Origin of the sequence: Mycobacterium sp. (assembly GCF_035633495.1) — a bacterium.
Taxonomy (GTDB): Bacteria; Actinomycetota; Actinomycetes; order Mycobacteriales; family Mycobacteriaceae; genus Mycobacterium.
On the sequence record NZ_DASQEU010000077.1, the window covers coordinates 34,904 to 50,131 of the forward strand.

Consider the following 15,228-nt stretch of genomic DNA (forward strand, 5'->3'; position numbering starts at 1 on the left):
CTCAGTCTGTGACTAGCATCAATTGTCGTACCGTGATCCGTGACACCCTTCAGCCCAAGGAGGTCAACTCCGTTGTCCACAACCACCGAACTCGACCAGCTACACGAGTTGATCGGCGGCCTCCGTCGCTGCGTCTCGTCTCTGGCATCACGCTACGGCGACACCGCCGCGATGCGTCGCATCGTCAACGACGCCGAACGCATTCAGAACGACATCGACCGCCTCGACATCGATGCCGAGGAGTTGAATGTCGCACGCGGGGTGAGTCACCACCACCACATCGGCGAGAAGATCGGCATCCCCGACACGCAGTACGCCAGCGACTTCTGGCAGGACGTGGACGACGACGGCCCGATGAGTCCTTCGCCATTCGATTGACAGACACCAACCGCCCGGACACATGCCGACCGAAGTGAGGCACAACCCTTGAGCGCACCCACCGCCGACCGCCGCGGCACCGGTGTCTTCTCGCCGACGCGAGCGCAGATCAAGCAGCGCACGCTCCGCACCGACAACTGGTGGAAGTCGCCGTTGATCACCGATCTCGGCTTTGCCGCATTCGTGATCTACGCGACGGTGCGGGCGTTCCAACAGGACCACTTCTTCGTACCGCAGTACCACTACCTGACGCCGTTCTACTCGCCGTGCATCAGCACCGGCTGCGGGGAGGCCAGCGGCTTCTGGCCACAGATACTGCCCGACGTGTGGTGGCTGCCGTATGCCGCGGCGTCGCTGCCGTTCCTGCTGCTCTTCCGGCTGACCTGCTACTACTACCGCGGGGCCTACTACCGGTCGGTGTGGCAGTCGCCGACGGCGTGCGCGGTGGCCGAACCGCACGCGAAGTACACCGGCGAGACGCGGCTTCCGCTGATCATCCAGAACACGCACCGGTACTTCTTCTACATCGCCGGGATCATCTCGGTGATCAACACCTATGACGCGATCGAGGCGTTCCAATCGCCGTCCGGGTTCGGATTTGGTTTGGGCAACATCGTGCTCATCGTCAACGTCGTGATGCTCTGGGTCTATACGCTGTCCTGCCACTCGTGCCGCCACGTCGTCGGCGGGCGGCTCAAGCACTTCTCGAAACACCCGGTGCGGTACTGGCTGTGGGGCCAGGTGAGCAAGCTCAACACCCGGCACAAGCTGTACGCGTGGATCACGCTCGGCACGCTGATGTTTACTGACTTCTACGTCATGCTCGTCGCCAGTGGCACGATCTCGGACCTGAGGTTCGTCGGTTGATTTCGTTGGCTGACAACACTATTCACGAACTAGCGAGGAAAATAGATGGTTGAACTCGAACGGCACGAGTACGACGTGGTCGTGATCGGCGCCGGCGGGGCAGGACTGCGTGCGGTGATCGAGGCCCGAGAACGCGGCCTGCGCGTGGCGGTGGTGACGAAGTCTCTGTTCGGCAAGGCGCACACCGTGATGGCCGAGGGCGGTTGCGCGGCGGCGATGCGCAACGTCAACACCAAGGACTCCTGGAAGGTGCACTTCGGTGACACCATGCGCGGCGGCAAGTTTCTCAACAACTGGCGGATGGCCGAGCTGCACGCGCAGGAGGCGCCCGACCGGGTGTGGGAGCTGGAGACCTACGGTGCGCTGTTCGACCGCACCAAGGACGGCAAGATCAGCCAGCGCAACTTCGGCGGGCACACCTACCCGCGACTGGCCCACGTCGGCGACCGGACCGGGCTGGAGATCATCCGCACGCTCCAGCAGAAGATCGTCTCGCTGCAGCAGGAGGACCACAAGGAGCTCGGCGACTACGAGGCGAGGATCAAGGTCTTCCACGAATGCTCGATCACCGACCTGATTCTCGACAAGGGTCCAGGCGACGACGCGAGCGCGGAGCACGAGGCGACCGGAGCCACCGGAGGAGCCACCGGCAAGATCGCCGGCGCCTTCGGCTACTGGCGCGAGACCGGCAACTTCATCCTGTTCGAAGCGCCTGCCGTGGTCCTCGCGACCGGCGGCATCGGCAAGTCGTTCAAGGTGTCGTCCAACTCGTGGGAGTACACCGGCGACGGCCATGCGCTGGCGCTGCGCGCGGGCTCGGCCCTGATCAACATGGAGTTCATCCAGTTCCACCCGACCGGCATGGTCTGGCCGCTTTCGGTCAAGGGCATCCTCGTCACCGAGGGCGTGCGCGGCGACGGCGGCGTGCTCAAGAACTCCGAGGGCAAGCGGTTCATGTTCAACTACATCCCCCCGGTGTTCAAGGGCCAGTACGCGGAGACCGAGGAAGAAGCCGACCAGTGGCTCAAGGACAACGACTCCGCCCGCCGCACTCCTGACCTGCTGCCCCGCGACGAGGTGGCCCGGGCCATCGTGGCCGAGGTCAAGGCGGGCCGCGGCACCCCGCACGGTGGGGTCTACCTCGACATCGCCTCGCGCATGCCGACCGAGGAGATCAAGCGCCGACTCCCGTCGATGTATCACCAGTTCATCGAGCTGGCCGAGGTCGACATCACCAAGGACGAGATGGAGGTCGGCCCGACCTGTCACTACGTGATGGGCGGCATCGAGGTCGATCCCGACAGCGGCGGAGCGGCCACCCCCGGCCTGTTCGCGGCCGGCGAGTGCTCCGGTGGCATGCACGGTTCCAACCGACTGGGCGGCAACTCGCTATCCGACCTGCTGGTGTTCGGCAGGCGCGCCGGGCTCGGGGCCTCCGACTACGTGCGGGCGTTGACCGACCGGCCGAAGGTGTCGCAGGAGGCCCTCGACGAGGCCACCAAGATGGCGTTGGCGCCCTACGAAGCCCACGAGAATCCCGAGAACCCGTACACCCTGCACGCCGAGCTGCAGCAGTCGATGAACGACCTCGTGGGCATCATCCGCAAGGAAGACGAGATCCACGAGGCGCTCGCCAAACTCGACGAGCTCAGGGGCCGCTTGCAGAACGTCGCCGTCGAGGGTGGACGGGTCTACAACCCGGGCTGGCACCTGGCGATCGACATGCGCAACATGCTGCTGGTCAGCGAGTGCGTGGCCAAGGCCGCGCTGCAGCGCACCGAGAGCCGCGGCGGGCACACCCGCGACGATCATCCGGCGATGGACGCCAACTGGCGCAACACGCTGCTGGCGTGCCGCACGACGGAGGCGGCGACCAGCGAGGCGATGGTCCCCCGCGTCACCGTCGTCCCCGAGGAGCAGGTGCCGATGCGGCCGGACCTGCTGGAGTGCTTCGAGCTCTCCGAACTCGAGAAGTACTACACCGACGACGAACTGACCGCACACCCGGAACGGAAGGGCTGAACATGGCAGGATCCACCGGTCCATATCAAGCGAGCTTGCGGGTCTGGCGCGGTGACGTCGGCGGTGGCGAGTTGAAGGACTACACCGTGGAGGTCAACGAGGGCGAAGTGGTCCTCGACATCATTCACCGCCTGCAGGCCACCCAGGCCCCTGATCTCGCCGTGCGGTGGAACTGCAAGGCGGGCAAGTGCGGTTCGTGCTCGGCCGAGGTCAACGGCCGACCGCGGCTGATGTGCATGACCCGGATGTCGACGTTCGGCGAGGACGAAACCGTCACGGTGACCCCGCTGCGGACCTTCCCCGTGATGCGCGATCTGGTGACCGACGTGTCCTTCAACTACGAGAAGGCACGCCAGATCCCGTCGTTCACGCCGCCGAAGGATCTGCAGCCGGGCGAATACCGCATGCAGCAGGAGGACGTGAACCGGAGTCAGGAGTTCCGCAAGTGCATCGAGTGCTTCCTGTGCCAGAACGTCTGCCACGTGGTGCGCGACCACGAGGAGAACAAGGAGAACTTCGCAGGTCCGCGGTACCACATGCGCATCGCCGAGCTGGACATGCATCCGTTGGACACCGTGGACCGCAAGGACATGGCGCAAGAGGAGTTCGGGCTGGGCTACTGCAACATCACCAAGTGCTGTACCGAGGTCTGCCCAGAACACATCAAGATCACTGACAACGCGCTGATCCCGATGAAGGAGCGCGTCGCCGACCGCAAGTACGACCCGGTCGTGTGGCTGGGGAACAAGCTCTTCAAGCGGTGATCGGCTGGGCGAAGAGCCTGGCTTCGCGAACGTGAAGTGGCTGCGAGAATCCACCCGGAATCTCCCAGCCACTTCACGTTGGGGCGTACGCTCGTGACGGCGGCCAGTCAACGACGAAAGGCAGCAGCCACATGCAAGAAACCACCAGTATCAACGACATTCGCACCGCGATCCGCGAACTCTCCGTCCGCGCTCAGCTGGCCCGCAAGGAGGGCAGACCCGAGGACGCCGCAGAACTCGAGCGACGGATACAGGGCTATCGCGAGGAACTCAGCGCCCGCCCCTGACGCACCGGCGCTAGCCGCCGAGGCGGCGGAATGCGCTGCGGTGAAACACGATGGGCGCAACGTCGTCTTGCACGGTGATGTGATGAACCCGCAGCACGACGATCGTGTGATCCCCCGCCGGGACCTGCTGCTCGATGGCGCTCTCGAGCCACACGCTGGTGCCGTGAATGAACACCGCCCCCCGATCCGACGAGCGCGTCTCGAGCCCGGCGAAGCGGTCACCGGTCTTCGCGGCCAGCGTCTTCGCGGCGGCGTCGTGTGACTCGCCGAGCACGCTGATCCCGAGGAACGGCAGATCCTTCAGCTTGGGCCACGTCGTCGAGGTGTTCTGGACGCAGAACGACACCAGGGGTGGATCCAGGGACACCGGGACGAAGGTGCTCGCCGCCAGACCCACCCGGATTCCCTCCACCTCCGCGGCAATCGCGATCACACCCGACGGGAAGTGCCCGAAGGCCTCGCGCAGGGACGTCGGACTCAGGTCAGTGCCGGTCATAGCGACTCCATCTTCACACGTATCGGTGCGCGGCGGCCACGTCTGGGTGTGCCCGCAAGCGGCTCTTCCAGGCATTGCGGCCATACACCGAGAAGATCCGTTCGTTGGACGGGTCGGCGGTGACACCGCGTGCGTGGACGGCCAGGTCAACGGGCAGGGTGAGCACCGGGAACTGCGCGTCGAGGCGCGGGTTGAAGAAGTACGGCACGGAGATGCGCTCCCGCGCGGACAGCGTGACCCGGTGCTCGGTGGCGCGCAGGTAGCCGCCGCTCGCGATCTCGAGCATCTCGCCGATGTTGACGATGAACGCTCCGGGCAGTGGATCCACGTCGATCCACTCGCCGTCGGGGCCGCGCACCTCGAGCCCTCGACTTCCGGGTTCGGCGAGCAGCAGTGTCAGTACGCCCGCGTCTCGGTGCGCGCCGACGCCCTGGGGGCCGTCGGTCTGCGCGGGGTAGCGGACGATCTTGATCAGCGTCGCCGGGGTGTCCGCGAACGCGGCGTCGAAGGCGTCGTCGGGGCCGCCGAGGGAAGCCGCCCAGTGCCGCAACAACCGTCGTCCGACGTCGGCGAGCGCCGCATCCCACTCGGCCACGATGCCCGGCAGCTCCGGCAGTGCCGCGGGCCACTGGTTGGGCCCCTGCAAATGGAGATGGGGTTCGGCCGGGTCGGTCAGCGGAACCCGCTCCGGCCCGATGTCGATCTGTTCGCGCCAGTCAACGGCGCCACCGGTCAGCTCCCCGCCGAGACGGGTATATCCGCGAAAGTGCGGGCTGTTCACCATGGCCACCGCGTCCTTGTCGGGCTGCGGCAGCGCGAACAGCCGCCGCCCCGACGCGAGCACCCGCTCGGTCAGGTCATCGGAGACACCGTGACCGGTGAGGTGGAAGAAGCCGACCTCGTGCGCGACGGATCGCAACCGTTCCCGCAGCGCGGCGTGCTCGTCGCGCAGGTCGACGACGGGCAGCGCGGTATGGACCGAGGGCACCAGCCCATCATCGTCGCGACACCGCGCCGTGGCCACGGTCACGATCGGCGTGAACGCAACCCGATGCCCCGGGCGGTCTCAGGGCCTCAGTACGAACGCTGTGTTCGCGACTACGAAGATTGGGCCGCCGTGAACCGCGAAGCGCCGGCACTCGTCCCGCGAAATTTCAAGAGATGGAGCGCAAATCTAGTCCGCCCAGCGCGTGGCCTCGACCGCGTCGGGCAGGGGCGTGTGCAGCGGCACGTCGAGGCCGTCGTAGATGCCCGCCTTCTGGGTGGCCAGCCATTCGATGGCTCCGAGCAACCGGTTCGCAGCCGTGGTGTTGCCTCCGTCTACGCGCGTGCCACCTGGGACGTCGGCGCGGCTGACGATGGTCAGCTGAGGGTCGCCGTCCACGATGACGCGGTGATCGCCGACGCCCTCGTCGGGCTGCGGCCACTGTGGGGCGCACGCCGGGTCGATGCGCGTGATGTGGTCGACGACGATGCGCTGCTTGCCATCGGACCAGCCGATGACCTTGAGCCAGAACGCACCCTGGCTGCCCTTCTCGAAGTGGCCCATCACGTTGTCGACCGACTCCTCGAGAGGTAGTCGCTCGACGGTCTCGGTGATCTCGTCGATCTCCAGGCCAAGCCCACGGCCGATCAACCGGATGTTGCCGCCCCACACCATCGTCGGAACCGACGGCAGCAGCATCATCGGGACCTCGTCCATCGGCCCACCGAACCCGCAGCTCACCCGCACGGCATGGGGTTGGTCGTAGGTCGAGTAGTCGAAGATCTCCTGGCAGTAGATCGTCCGAATCCGGGTACAGAGGCCGGCGGCCATCACCGCCAGGGCGTCCTTGGCCCAGCCCGGGTCGACGCCGCTGACCAACAACGTGGAGCCACCCTCCTCGGCGGCGGCGGTCAGGCGGTCGACCCACTCCCGCGGCGCGGACCGCGGGTCGTAGAGGGAGTACAGCGACGGCGTTACGACGTGGGCACCCCCGCGCAGGCAACGCTCGATATCGGTCACGACCTCGTCGGGGCGGATGTCACCCGACGCCATGTAGGCCACCGCATCACAGGCCGCCAACGCCGCGTATGCGTCCATCGTGGCCACGACGCCGGTATCGGCGTCGAGGCCGGGGAACGTCGCTGCGTCGCGTCCTACCTTGGCCTCCGACGACGTGATGACGCCCACCAGTCGCAACCCGGGAAACGCCACCGTGGACCGGATCGCCGTGGCCCCCATGTTGCCCGTTCCCCATACCACCACGCGCCTCATTCGCCCCACCCTAGTGGGCGTGCTGGGGCCCCTAGTGGCAGACATCACAAGTTCGAGAAACGGCAGGTCAGGCCCCATCTTGGGCGGACGAGGCGGCCCCAATCAACCGTCGGGTTGGTTAGCCAGCACAAATTTGCTCGACAATGCTTTGCGATCAAGTTACCAGCCGGTATAGTTAGCCGCAGTTACTGGTGGGTAACTTCCCCCGAGTACCCAACCGCAGACGAAATCTCATCGAGGAGACATCGTGAGCCATTACAAGAGCAACGTCCGTGACCAGGAATTCAACCTGTTCGAGGTCTTCGGCCTGGACAAGGTTCTCGGCGAGGGCGCTTACAGCGATCTCGACGCCGACACCGCCCGCGAAATGCTCGCCGAGATCACCCGACTGGCCGAGGGCCCGATCGCCGACTCGTTCGCGGAGAGCGACCGCAACCCACCGGTCTTCGACCCCGAGACGCACACCGTGAAGCTGCCGGAGGCCTTCAAGAAGTCGGTCCGCACGATCATCGACGGCGGCTGGGACAAGATCGGCCTTGCCGAGGAGCTCGGCGGCATGCCGATGCCCCGCGCGCTGCAGTGGGCCCTGATGGAGCACGTGCTCGGCGCCAACCCCGCGGTGTACATGTACTCGATGGGCGCCGGCTTCGCGAGCATCTTCTACAACCAGGCCACCGAAGAGCAGAAGAAGTGGGCCGTGCTGGCCGCCGAGCGCGGCTGGACCTCGACGATGGTGCTCACCGAGCCCGACGCCGGTTCTGACGTCGGCGCCGGTCGGACCAAGGCCGTGCGGCAGCCCGACGGCTCCTGGCACATCGATGGCGTCAAGCGCTTCATCACCTCCGGCGACGCCGACGACATCGGCGAGAACATCCTGCACCTGGTGCTGGCCCGCCCCGAGGGTGCCGGAGCGGGCACCAAGGGTCTGTCCCTGTTCTTCGTGCCGAAGTACCACTTCGACTTCGAGACCGGCGAACCCGGCGAGCGCAACGGTGTGTTCGTCACCAACGTCGAGCACAAGATGGGCCTCAAGGTCTCCGCAACGTGTGAGCTGTCGCTCGGCCAGCACGGTGTTCCCGCCGTCGGTTGGCTCGTCGGCGAGGTGCACAACGGCATCGCGCAGATGTTCGAGGTCATCGAGCAGGCCCGCATGATGGTCGGCACCAAGGCCATCGCCACGCTGTCGACCGGTTACCTCAACGCACTTGAGTACGCCAAGACCCGCGTGCAGGGTGCCGATCTCATCCAGATGACCGACAAGGCCGCGCCGCGCGTGACCATCACGCACCACCCGGACGTGCGTCGGTCGCTGATGACCCAGAAGGCGTACGCCGAATCCCTGCGCGCGCTGTACCTGTATACCGCGACCTTCCAGGACGCCGAGGTTGCCAAGGCCGTACACGGGGTGGATCCCGAGCTCGCGGGCAAGGTCAACGACCTATTACTGCCCATCGTCAAGGGTGTCGGCTCGGAGCAGGCCTACGCCAAGCTCACCGAGAGCCTGCAGACCTTCGGTGGTTCCGGCTTCCTGCAGGACTACCCGGTCGAGCAGTACATCCGCGATGCCAAGATCGACTCGCTGTACGAGGGCACGACCGCGATCCAGGCGCAGGACTTCTTCTTCCGGAAGATCATCCGCGACAAGGGTGTTGCGCTCGGCTACGTCGGAGGTGAGATCGAGCAGTTCGTCGAGAGCGAGTCGGGCAACGGTCGACTCAAAGCCGAGCGCGAGCTGCTGGCGACCGCCCTGGCGGACGTCCAGGGCATGGCCGCCACGCTGACCGGCTACCTGATGTCGGCGCAGGAGAACCCGGCCAACATCTACAAGGTGGGCCTCGGCTCCGTGCGCTTCCTCATGAGCGTCGGCGACCTGGTGCTCGGCTGGCTGCTGCAGAAGCAGGCCGCCGTCGCCATCGCCGCACTCGACCAGGGTGCCTCCGGCGCGGACAAGTCCTTCTACGAGGGCAAGATCGCCGTCGCGTCGTTCTTCGCGAAGAGCTTCCTGCCGCTGCTGACCAGCACGCGTCTGGTGCTCGACAACATCGACAACGAGGTGATGGAGCTCGACGAGGCTGCGTTCTAAGTCTCGCTTGCGTTGCACCCCGAGTGGCCAGTTATTGCACATCAATTCGCGATTTGCGTATGACAAGTGGCCACTGGACGCCAGGAACCACTCAGTCGTCGAGGCTGCGCATAACGGCGCGGGTGCGCGCCCGCCCCTCGGGTGAGGTGTCGAAGGTGGCGCCGACGTACTCGTCGACTCCCGCTGCGCGCAGTTCGTCCAGGCGGTCCTTGACCGTCGCCTCGTCGCCGATGATCGCGGCGTCCTCGGGTCCGGTGTAACCCTCGCGGTCGAGCATGGCGCGGTAGGACGGGAGCACCCCATACATCGCGAACTGTTCGGCGGCCTGCTTGCGGGCGCCGTCGACGTCGTCGGTGACGCTCACCGGGAGCACCGCCACCACCCGCACCGCTTCCTCGGGACGGCCCGCGTCGGCGGCAGCTTGGCGCAGCGTCGGGCTGACATGGCCGGCCAGGGTCTTCGGCCCCGTCATCCAGGTACACGTTCCCGCCGTCCGACGGCCCGCGATCCTCAACAGCTGCGGACCCAGCGCCGCGATGTAGACGTCGGGTCGCGGCGCATCGCCGATCATCAATGCGCCACGAGTGGTGACGATCTCGCCGATCGCGGAAGCGGGCTCACCCGCCAGAAGCGGGAGGAGGCCGTCGAGGAATTCGTTCAGTCTGCGCACCGGCTTGTCCCATGGGATGCCCCACATGCCCTCGGTGACTGCCTGATGCGTCATGCCGAGGCCGAGGATGAACCGACCGTGCGAGACGAGGCTGACGGTCAGCGCTCGCTGTGCCATCTGCATCGGGTGCTGATTCTGGATGGGGACGACGCCGGTGGCCACCTCGATGTCGCCGACCTCGCGCAGCGCCACCGCCAGGACCGTGAGAAGGTCTGGCTCGTAGGGCAATTGGCTCATCCACAGCCGACGGAAGCCCTCCTCGCGCAGTTGCGCGAGGTTCTGCACGCATCCGTCGACGGGATTGTCGATACCCGCTCCGCTGAGTTGCCCGAACATGCTTACCTGCATGACTCGCACGCTCCCTTGCGTTCGCTTGGCCTACCTCGAAGCACCGACGTCGAAATCTGCGCCAGGGTCGTCGATTGCCGGCGTTCACGACCCTAGTGCAGAAGTCGACGCGCCTTCGGCGTTCAATGTCGAAGCATGACCACCGAAGCGGCTCGACTCGAGAACTTCGGGCCCAACTGGTTCGCGTCGGTGATGGGCACCGGGATCGTGGCGACGGCAGGTGCCACGCTGCCGATTCACGTTCCGGGCCTGCACGTGTTCTCCCGCGTCGTGTGGGTGGCGGCCGCCGTCCTGCTGGTGGTCCTGCTGGTGGCGGTGACGGTCCAGTGGTCTCGCCACCCGACGGTGGCGCGGGCCCATTCGCGGAATCCGCAGATGGCGCACTTCTACGGCGCCGCCCCGATGGCGTTGATGACGGTCGGGTCGGGGGCGATCCTGATCGGTAGAGATCTGATCGGGGCGCGCATCGCGGTCGACCTCGCCTGGGTGTTGTGGACCGCGGGCACGGTCGGCGGTCTCTTCACCGCGGCGACGATCCCGTTCCTGATGTTCACCCAACTCAACGTCGAGCCCGACGCGGCCTTCGGCGGCTGGCTCATGCCGGTCGTGCCGCCGATGGTGTCGGCCGCGGGGGGCGCCCTGCTGATCCCGCACATGGCGCCTGGCACCGGGCGCACCACCATGCTCTACGGCTGCTACGCGATGTTCGGACTCTCGCTGATCGCGGCGCTGATCATCATCAGCATGATCTGGAGCAGGCTGGCCCTGTACGGCACCTCCGGCACGGCGCGGGTGCCGACGCTGTGGATCGTGCTGGGCCCGCTGGGCCAGGGCATCACGGCGGCGGGCCTGCTCGGTACGGCAGCAGCGCTGGCAGTGCCAGCCGAACTCGCCAGTGCCATGAACGTCTTCGCCATCCTGTTCGGCGTCCCCGTGTGGGGCTTCGCGTTGTTGTGGATCGTACTGGCCACCGAGTTGACGGTGCGCACGTTGCGGCGCGGCATGCCGTTCGCTCTGACGTGGTGGAGCCTGACGTTTCCCGTCGGCACGTTCGTGACGGGTACGACGCAGCTGGCCGTGCACACCGGTCTGCCCGCGTTCAAGGTGGCGGCGGTGATCGCGTTCGTCGGGCTGCTCAGCACCTGGGGGCTGGTCGCCGTCAGGACCGCGCGGGGCAGCGTGGGCGGAAGCTTGTTCGTGCCGCCGCCGAACGCCGGCCCGGTGAAGGCGAAGAAGGACCCGCCGGTCCCGTCAAGCGGCTAGCGCGGGCAAAAAGTGGCCCCGTGTTGCCGTCGGGTCGGGGGGTCAGACGGCAACACGGAGCTACTACCCATATCGACGGCCCGCGCGAGCGCGTTACAGCCGTCCGGGAAGTATTCTCAAGCCTCCAAGATGGCCGTGACGCCCTGGCCGCCGGCGGCGCAGATGGAGATGAGGCCGCGCACCGGCTGGCCCGTCTCCGCCTTCTTCTCGGCGAGTTGCTTGGCCAGTTGCGCGACGATGCGGCCGCCGGTCGCGGCGAACGGATGACCGGCGGCCAGCGAGGAGCCGTTGACGTTCAGTTTGGTCCGGTCGATCGAGCCGAGGGCGGCGTCGAGGCCGAGTCGCTCCTTGCAGTACTCCTCGGAGTCCCAGGCCGCGAGGGTGGCGAGCACGACCGACGCGAACGCCTCGTGAAACTCGTAGTAGTCGAAGTCTTGCAGCGTCAACCCGTTTCGGGCCAACAGCCGCGGCACCGCGTAGGTGGGCGCCATCAGCAGGCCGTCGTCGCCGTTGACGTAGTCGACCGCGGCCGTCTCGCCGTCGACGAAGTAGGCCAGCACGGGCAGCTTGCGCTCGGCCGCCCACTCCTCGGTCGACAGCAGCGCCAATGACGCACCGTCGGTCAAAGGAGTCGAGTTGCCCGCCGTCATGGTTGCGTCGCCGTTCTTCACGCCGAACACCGGCTTGAGATTGGCGAGCTTCTCGGCCGTCGAGTCGGCGCGCAGGTTGTTGTCGCGGTACAGGCCGAGGAACGGGCTGACGAGATCGTCGAAGAACCCGCGATCGTAGGCGGCGGCCATGTTCTGGTGGCTGGCCGCGGCGAGTGCGTCCTGGTCGACGCGCTTGACGCCCATCTGCTTGGCGGTGACGGCCGCGTGCTCACCCATCGACATCCCGGTACGGGGTTCGCCGTTGGTGGGGATCTCGACACCGACTGCGGCGGGCAGTCGACCGACGAGCTTCAGCCTGTCGACGTTCGACCTGGCACGGCGCAGACCCAGCAGCACGCGGCGGAGATCGTCGCCGAAGGCGATGGGCGCGTCCGAGGTGGTGTCGACACCTCCGGCTGCGGCCACGTCGTACTGACCGAGCGCGATGCCGTTGGCGACCGCGATGGTCGACTGCAGGCCGGTGCCGCAGGCCTGTTGCAGGTCGTAGGCGGGCGTGTACGGTGACAGCGCGCTACCGAGCACGCACTCGCGCATCAGGTTGAAGTCGCGGCTGTGCTTGAGCACCGCGCCTCCGACGACGGCGCCGAGGCGTTCACCCTTGAGGCCGAACCTGTCGACGAGGCCGCCGAGGGCGGCGGTGAACATGTCCTGGTTCGACGCGTTGGCGTACGCGCCGTCAGAGCGCGCGAAGGGAATCCTGTTGCCACCGAGAATGGCTACTCGACGGGCTGCCTTGGTGTCGGCCACAGTTCCTCCAGTACCTTCCTGTGCATTGACGAGGGACGTCAGTGTCGAGGGTCATACTACCCACCGTTCTTACTCTGGAGTAAGTTCGTGACCGATACGACAGTGTCTCCCCGCAAACGGGGTACCCCCTGCCCGAACTCAATACCCGTTTCTTCTCGAAAGGCAGCTCAGTGGCTTCCGACCTGTTCTCGCAAGTGGTCAACTCCGGTCCAGGGTCATTCCTGGCCAAGCAACTCGGCGTCCCGCAGCCCGAAACCCTGCGCCGCTACCGTGTGGGTGAGCCGGCGCTGGCCGGGCCGCTGCTGATCGGCGGCGAGGGCCGCGTCGCCGAACCACTGCGCACCGCACTGGCCGAGGACTACGACCTGGTCGGGGACAACCTCGGCGGACGCTGGGCCGACTCGTTCGGCGGACTGGTCTTCGACGCGACCGGCATCACCACCCCCGAGGGCCTCAAGGCACTGCGCGACTTCTTCACCCCGCTGCTGCGCAACGTCGGCTCCTCCGGTCGCATCGTCGTCATCGGCACCACCCCCGATCAGACGGGCAGCGTCGACGAGCGCATCGCCCAACGCGCACTCGAGGGCTTCACCCGGTCGCTCGGCAAGGAACTGCAGCATGGCGCGACCATCGGATTGGTCTACCTCGCCGCGGATGCCAAGCCCGCGGCGACCGGCGTGGAGTCGACCATGCGATTCCTGCTGTCGGCGAAGTCCGCGTACGTCGACGCGCAGGTGTTCTACGTCGACGCCCAGGACTCGGTGCCACCCGCCGACTGGGACAAGCCACTGGACGGCAAGGTCGCGCTCGTGACCGGCGCGGCCCGCGGCATCGGCGCCGAGATCGCCAAGGTGTTCGCCCGCGACGGCGCCAAGGTGGTCGCGATCGACGTGGAAGGCGCAGCCGAGGCACTTGCCGAGACCGCGACGAAGGTGGGCGGCACCGCACTGGCCCTCGACGTCACCGCGGCCGACGCCGTCGACCGCATCACCGAGCATCTGCGCGAGCACTACGAGGGCAAGGCCGACGTTCTGGTCAACAATGCCGGCATCACCCGCGACAAGCTGCTCGCCAACATGGACGACGGGCGCTGGGATTCGGTCGTCGCGGTCAATCTACTTGCCCCGCAACGACTTGCCCAGGGCCTGGTGGACAACGGCACGATCGGCGAGGGCGGCCGCATCGTCGGGCTCTCCTCGATGGCGGGCATCGCCGGCAACCGTGGACAGACCAACTACGCCGCCACCAAGGCGGGCATGATCGGCATGACGCAGGCTCTGGCCCCGGTCTTCGGCGAGAAGGGAATCACGATCAACGCCGTCGCGCCGGGATTCATCGAGACCAAGATGACGGAGGCGATCCCGCTAGCCACCCGTGAGGTGGGCCGTCGACTCAACTCCCTGTTCCAGGGCGGCCAACCCGTCGACGTCGCCGAGGCCATTGCCTACTTCGCCAGCCCCGCGTCGAATGCCGTCACCGGCAACACCATTCGCGTGTGTGGCCAGGCCATGTTGGGAGCGTGACATGAGTCAGCCCAGCGGGCGGAAGAACATGCTGTTGGCCGCGGCGGGCGCGCTGCCGTTCGTCTCGCGCGGCGACACCGTCCCCGACCGGACGGTCACCGTCGAAGACCTCGCCATCGACCCGGCCAACGTCGCCGAGTACGCCGCGGTGACCGGGTTGCGGTTCGGCGACTCGGTACCGCTGACCTACCCGTTCGCCCTGACGTTCCCGTCGGTGATGTCACTGGTCAGCGGTTTCGACTTCCCCTTCGCCGCAATGGGATCGGTGCACGTCGAGAACCACGTCACCCAGTACCGGCCGATCGCCGTCACCGACACCGTCGGCGTCAAGGTGCATGCGGAGAATCTGAGGGAGCACCGCAAGGGCCTGCTGGTCGACCTCGTCACCGACGTCAGCGTCGGCAACGAGACCGCGTGGCACCAGGTGACGACGTTTCTCCATCAGCAGCGGACCAGCCTGTCCGATGAGCCGAAGCCGGAGCAGCGCAAGCAGAAGAAGCTCCCGCCGCCGAATGCGGTGCTGCACGTGACGCCGGGCCAGATCCGCCACTATGCATCCGTCGGGGGAGACCACAACCCGATCCACACCAGCTCCATCGGGGCGAAGCTGTTCGGTTTCCCGACTTCGATCGCCCACGGCATGTTCAGTGCCGCTGCCGTATTGGCCAACATCGAGGGCCAGTTCCCCGATGCCGTCAAGTACTCGGTGCGCTTCGGCAAACCGGTGTTGCTGCCCGCTCGCGTCGGCCTCTACGTCGACCGCGTGTCGAACGGCTGGGAGTTGGCGCTGCGCAACCTGTCCAAGGGCTACCCGCACCTGACGGGATCGGTGACCGCGCTCTAGGTGCCGAA

General features: G+C 66.7%; 14 protein-coding genes. 9 read left to right on the top strand and 5 right to left on the bottom strand.

The window, feature by feature from the left end:
• The first annotated feature begins 72 nt into the window (after nt 1-72).
• The 5 genes from VET27_RS12155 to VET27_RS12175 all read left to right on the top strand — a co-directional run bounded on the left by VET27_RS12155 (nt 73) and on the right by VET27_RS12175 (nt 4,318).
• On the top strand, nt 73-378 hold the full coding sequence (locus VET27_RS12155) for an Rv0250c family protein (RefSeq protein ID WP_526518354.1): 306 nt from the start codon (nt 73-75) through the stop codon (nt 376-378).
• Nucleotides 379-426: 48 nt separating this feature from the next.
• On the top strand, nt 427-1,245 hold the full coding sequence (gene sdhC, locus VET27_RS12160) for a succinate dehydrogenase subunit SdhC (RefSeq protein WP_526518356.1): 819 nt from the start codon (nt 427-429) through the stop codon (nt 1,243-1,245).
• Nucleotides 1,246-1,290: 45 nt separating this feature from the next.
• A complete protein-coding gene (locus VET27_RS12165) occupies nt 1,291-3,267 on the top strand; it encodes a fumarate reductase/succinate dehydrogenase flavoprotein subunit (protein ID WP_526518358.1) in 1,977 nt (658 codons plus the stop codon).
• Between the two features lie 2 nt (nt 3,268-3,269).
• The gene (locus VET27_RS12170) at nt 3,270-4,031 is read left to right on the top strand and encodes a succinate dehydrogenase/fumarate reductase iron-sulfur subunit (RefSeq protein ID WP_526518360.1); all 762 of its coding nucleotides are present in this window, start codon (nt 3,270-3,272) and stop codon (nt 4,029-4,031) included.
• A gap of 131 nt (nt 4,032-4,162) precedes the next feature.
• The gene (locus VET27_RS12175; protein ID WP_526518362.1) at nt 4,163-4,318 is read left to right on the top strand and encodes a hypothetical protein; all 156 of its coding nucleotides are present in this window, start codon (nt 4,163-4,165) and stop codon (nt 4,316-4,318) included.
• A gap of 10 nt (nt 4,319-4,328) precedes the next feature.
• On the opposite strand, the gene VET27_RS12180 is transcribed toward VET27_RS12175, so the two are convergent.
• The 3 genes from VET27_RS12180 to VET27_RS12190 all read right to left on the bottom strand — a co-directional run bounded on the left by VET27_RS12180 (nt 4,329) and on the right by VET27_RS12190 (nt 7,071).
• Entirely contained in the window at nt 4,329-4,814 is a 486-nt protein-coding gene (locus VET27_RS12180; RefSeq protein WP_526518364.1) for a flavin reductase family protein, read from the bottom strand.
• A gap of 13 nt (nt 4,815-4,827) precedes the next feature.
• Nucleotides 4,828-5,802, bottom strand: a complete 975-nt coding sequence (locus VET27_RS12185; protein ID WP_526518366.1) for an isopenicillin N synthase family dioxygenase — start codon at nt 5,800-5,802, stop codon at nt 4,828-4,830.
• A 186-nt stretch (nt 5,803-5,988) separates the two neighbouring features.
• Entirely contained in the window at nt 5,989-7,071 is a 1,083-nt protein-coding gene (locus tag VET27_RS12190; RefSeq protein WP_526518368.1) for an NAD(P)H-dependent amine dehydrogenase family protein, read from the bottom strand.
• A gap of 247 nt (nt 7,072-7,318) precedes the next feature.
• Here VET27_RS12190 and VET27_RS12195 point away from each other — a divergent pair, with 247 nt between their 5' ends.
• Nucleotides 7,319-9,154 (top strand): acyl-CoA dehydrogenase C-terminal domain-containing protein, encoded by a 1,836-nt coding sequence (locus VET27_RS12195; protein WP_526518370.1) that lies wholly within the window; start codon nt 7,319-7,321, stop codon nt 9,152-9,154.
• Between the two features lie 91 nt (nt 9,155-9,245).
• On the opposite strand, the gene VET27_RS12200 is transcribed toward VET27_RS12195, so the two are convergent.
• Nucleotides 9,246-10,172 (bottom strand): TIGR03564 family F420-dependent LLM class oxidoreductase, encoded by a 927-nt coding sequence (locus VET27_RS12200; RefSeq protein ID WP_526518372.1) that lies wholly within the window; start codon nt 10,170-10,172, stop codon nt 9,246-9,248.
• A gap of 135 nt (nt 10,173-10,307) precedes the next feature.
• On the opposite strand from VET27_RS12200, the gene VET27_RS12205 reads away from it, so the two are divergent.
• Nucleotides 10,308-11,435: a TDT family transporter gene (locus VET27_RS12205; protein ID WP_526518374.1), complete on the top strand. Its 1,128-nt coding sequence runs from the start codon at nt 10,308-10,310 to the stop codon at nt 11,433-11,435.
• Nucleotides 11,436-11,551: 116 nt separating this feature from the next.
• Here VET27_RS12205 and VET27_RS12210 read toward each other — a convergent pair whose 3' ends face one another.
• Nucleotides 11,552-12,853: an acetyl-CoA C-acetyltransferase gene (locus VET27_RS12210; RefSeq protein ID WP_526518376.1), complete on the bottom strand. Its 1,302-nt coding sequence runs from the start codon at nt 12,851-12,853 to the stop codon at nt 11,552-11,554.
• A 170-nt stretch (nt 12,854-13,023) separates the two neighbouring features.
• On the opposite strand from VET27_RS12210, the gene VET27_RS12215 reads away from it, so the two are divergent.
• Together VET27_RS12215 and VET27_RS12220 are read left to right on the top strand one after the other, a co-directional pair.
• Entirely contained in the window at nt 13,024-14,376 is a 1,353-nt protein-coding gene (locus VET27_RS12215) for a 3-oxoacyl-ACP reductase (RefSeq protein WP_526518378.1), read from the top strand.
• A 1-nt stretch (nt 14,377) separates the two neighbouring features.
• Nucleotides 14,378-15,220 carry a MaoC/PaaZ C-terminal domain-containing protein gene (locus tag VET27_RS12220; RefSeq protein WP_526518380.1) on the top strand — a complete coding sequence of 281 codons (843 nt, stop codon included), beginning with the start codon at nt 14,378-14,380 and terminating at the stop codon, nt 15,218-15,220.
• Nucleotides 15,221-15,228 lie beyond the last annotated feature (8 nt).

Coding starts and splice junctions, on each gene's coding strand:
- VET27_RS12165 (WP_526518358.1), top strand. CDS start 1,291: ATGGTTGAACTCGAACGGCACGAGTACGACGTGGTCGTGATCGGCGCC.
- VET27_RS12170 (WP_526518360.1), top strand. CDS start 3,270: ATGGCAGGATCCACCGGTCCATATCAAGCGAGCTTGCGGGTCTGGCGC.
- VET27_RS12175 (WP_526518362.1), top strand. CDS start 4,163: ATGCAAGAAACCACCAGTATCAACGACATTCGCACCGCGATCCGCGAA.
- VET27_RS12180 (WP_526518364.1), bottom strand. CDS start 4,814: ATGACCGGCACTGACCTGAGTCCGACGTCCCTGCGCGAGGCCTTCGGG.
- VET27_RS12190 (WP_526518368.1), bottom strand. CDS start 7,071: ATGAGGCGCGTGGTGGTATGGGGAACGGGCAACATGGGGGCCACGGCG.
- VET27_RS12200 (WP_526518372.1), bottom strand. CDS start 10,172: ATGCAGGTAAGCATGTTCGGGCAACTCAGCGGAGCGGGTATCGACAAT.
- VET27_RS12205 (WP_526518374.1), top strand. CDS start 10,308: ATGACCACCGAAGCGGCTCGACTCGAGAACTTCGGGCCCAACTGGTTC.
- VET27_RS12220 (WP_526518380.1), top strand. CDS start 14,378: ATGAGTCAGCCCAGCGGGCGGAAGAACATGCTGTTGGCCGCGGCGGGC.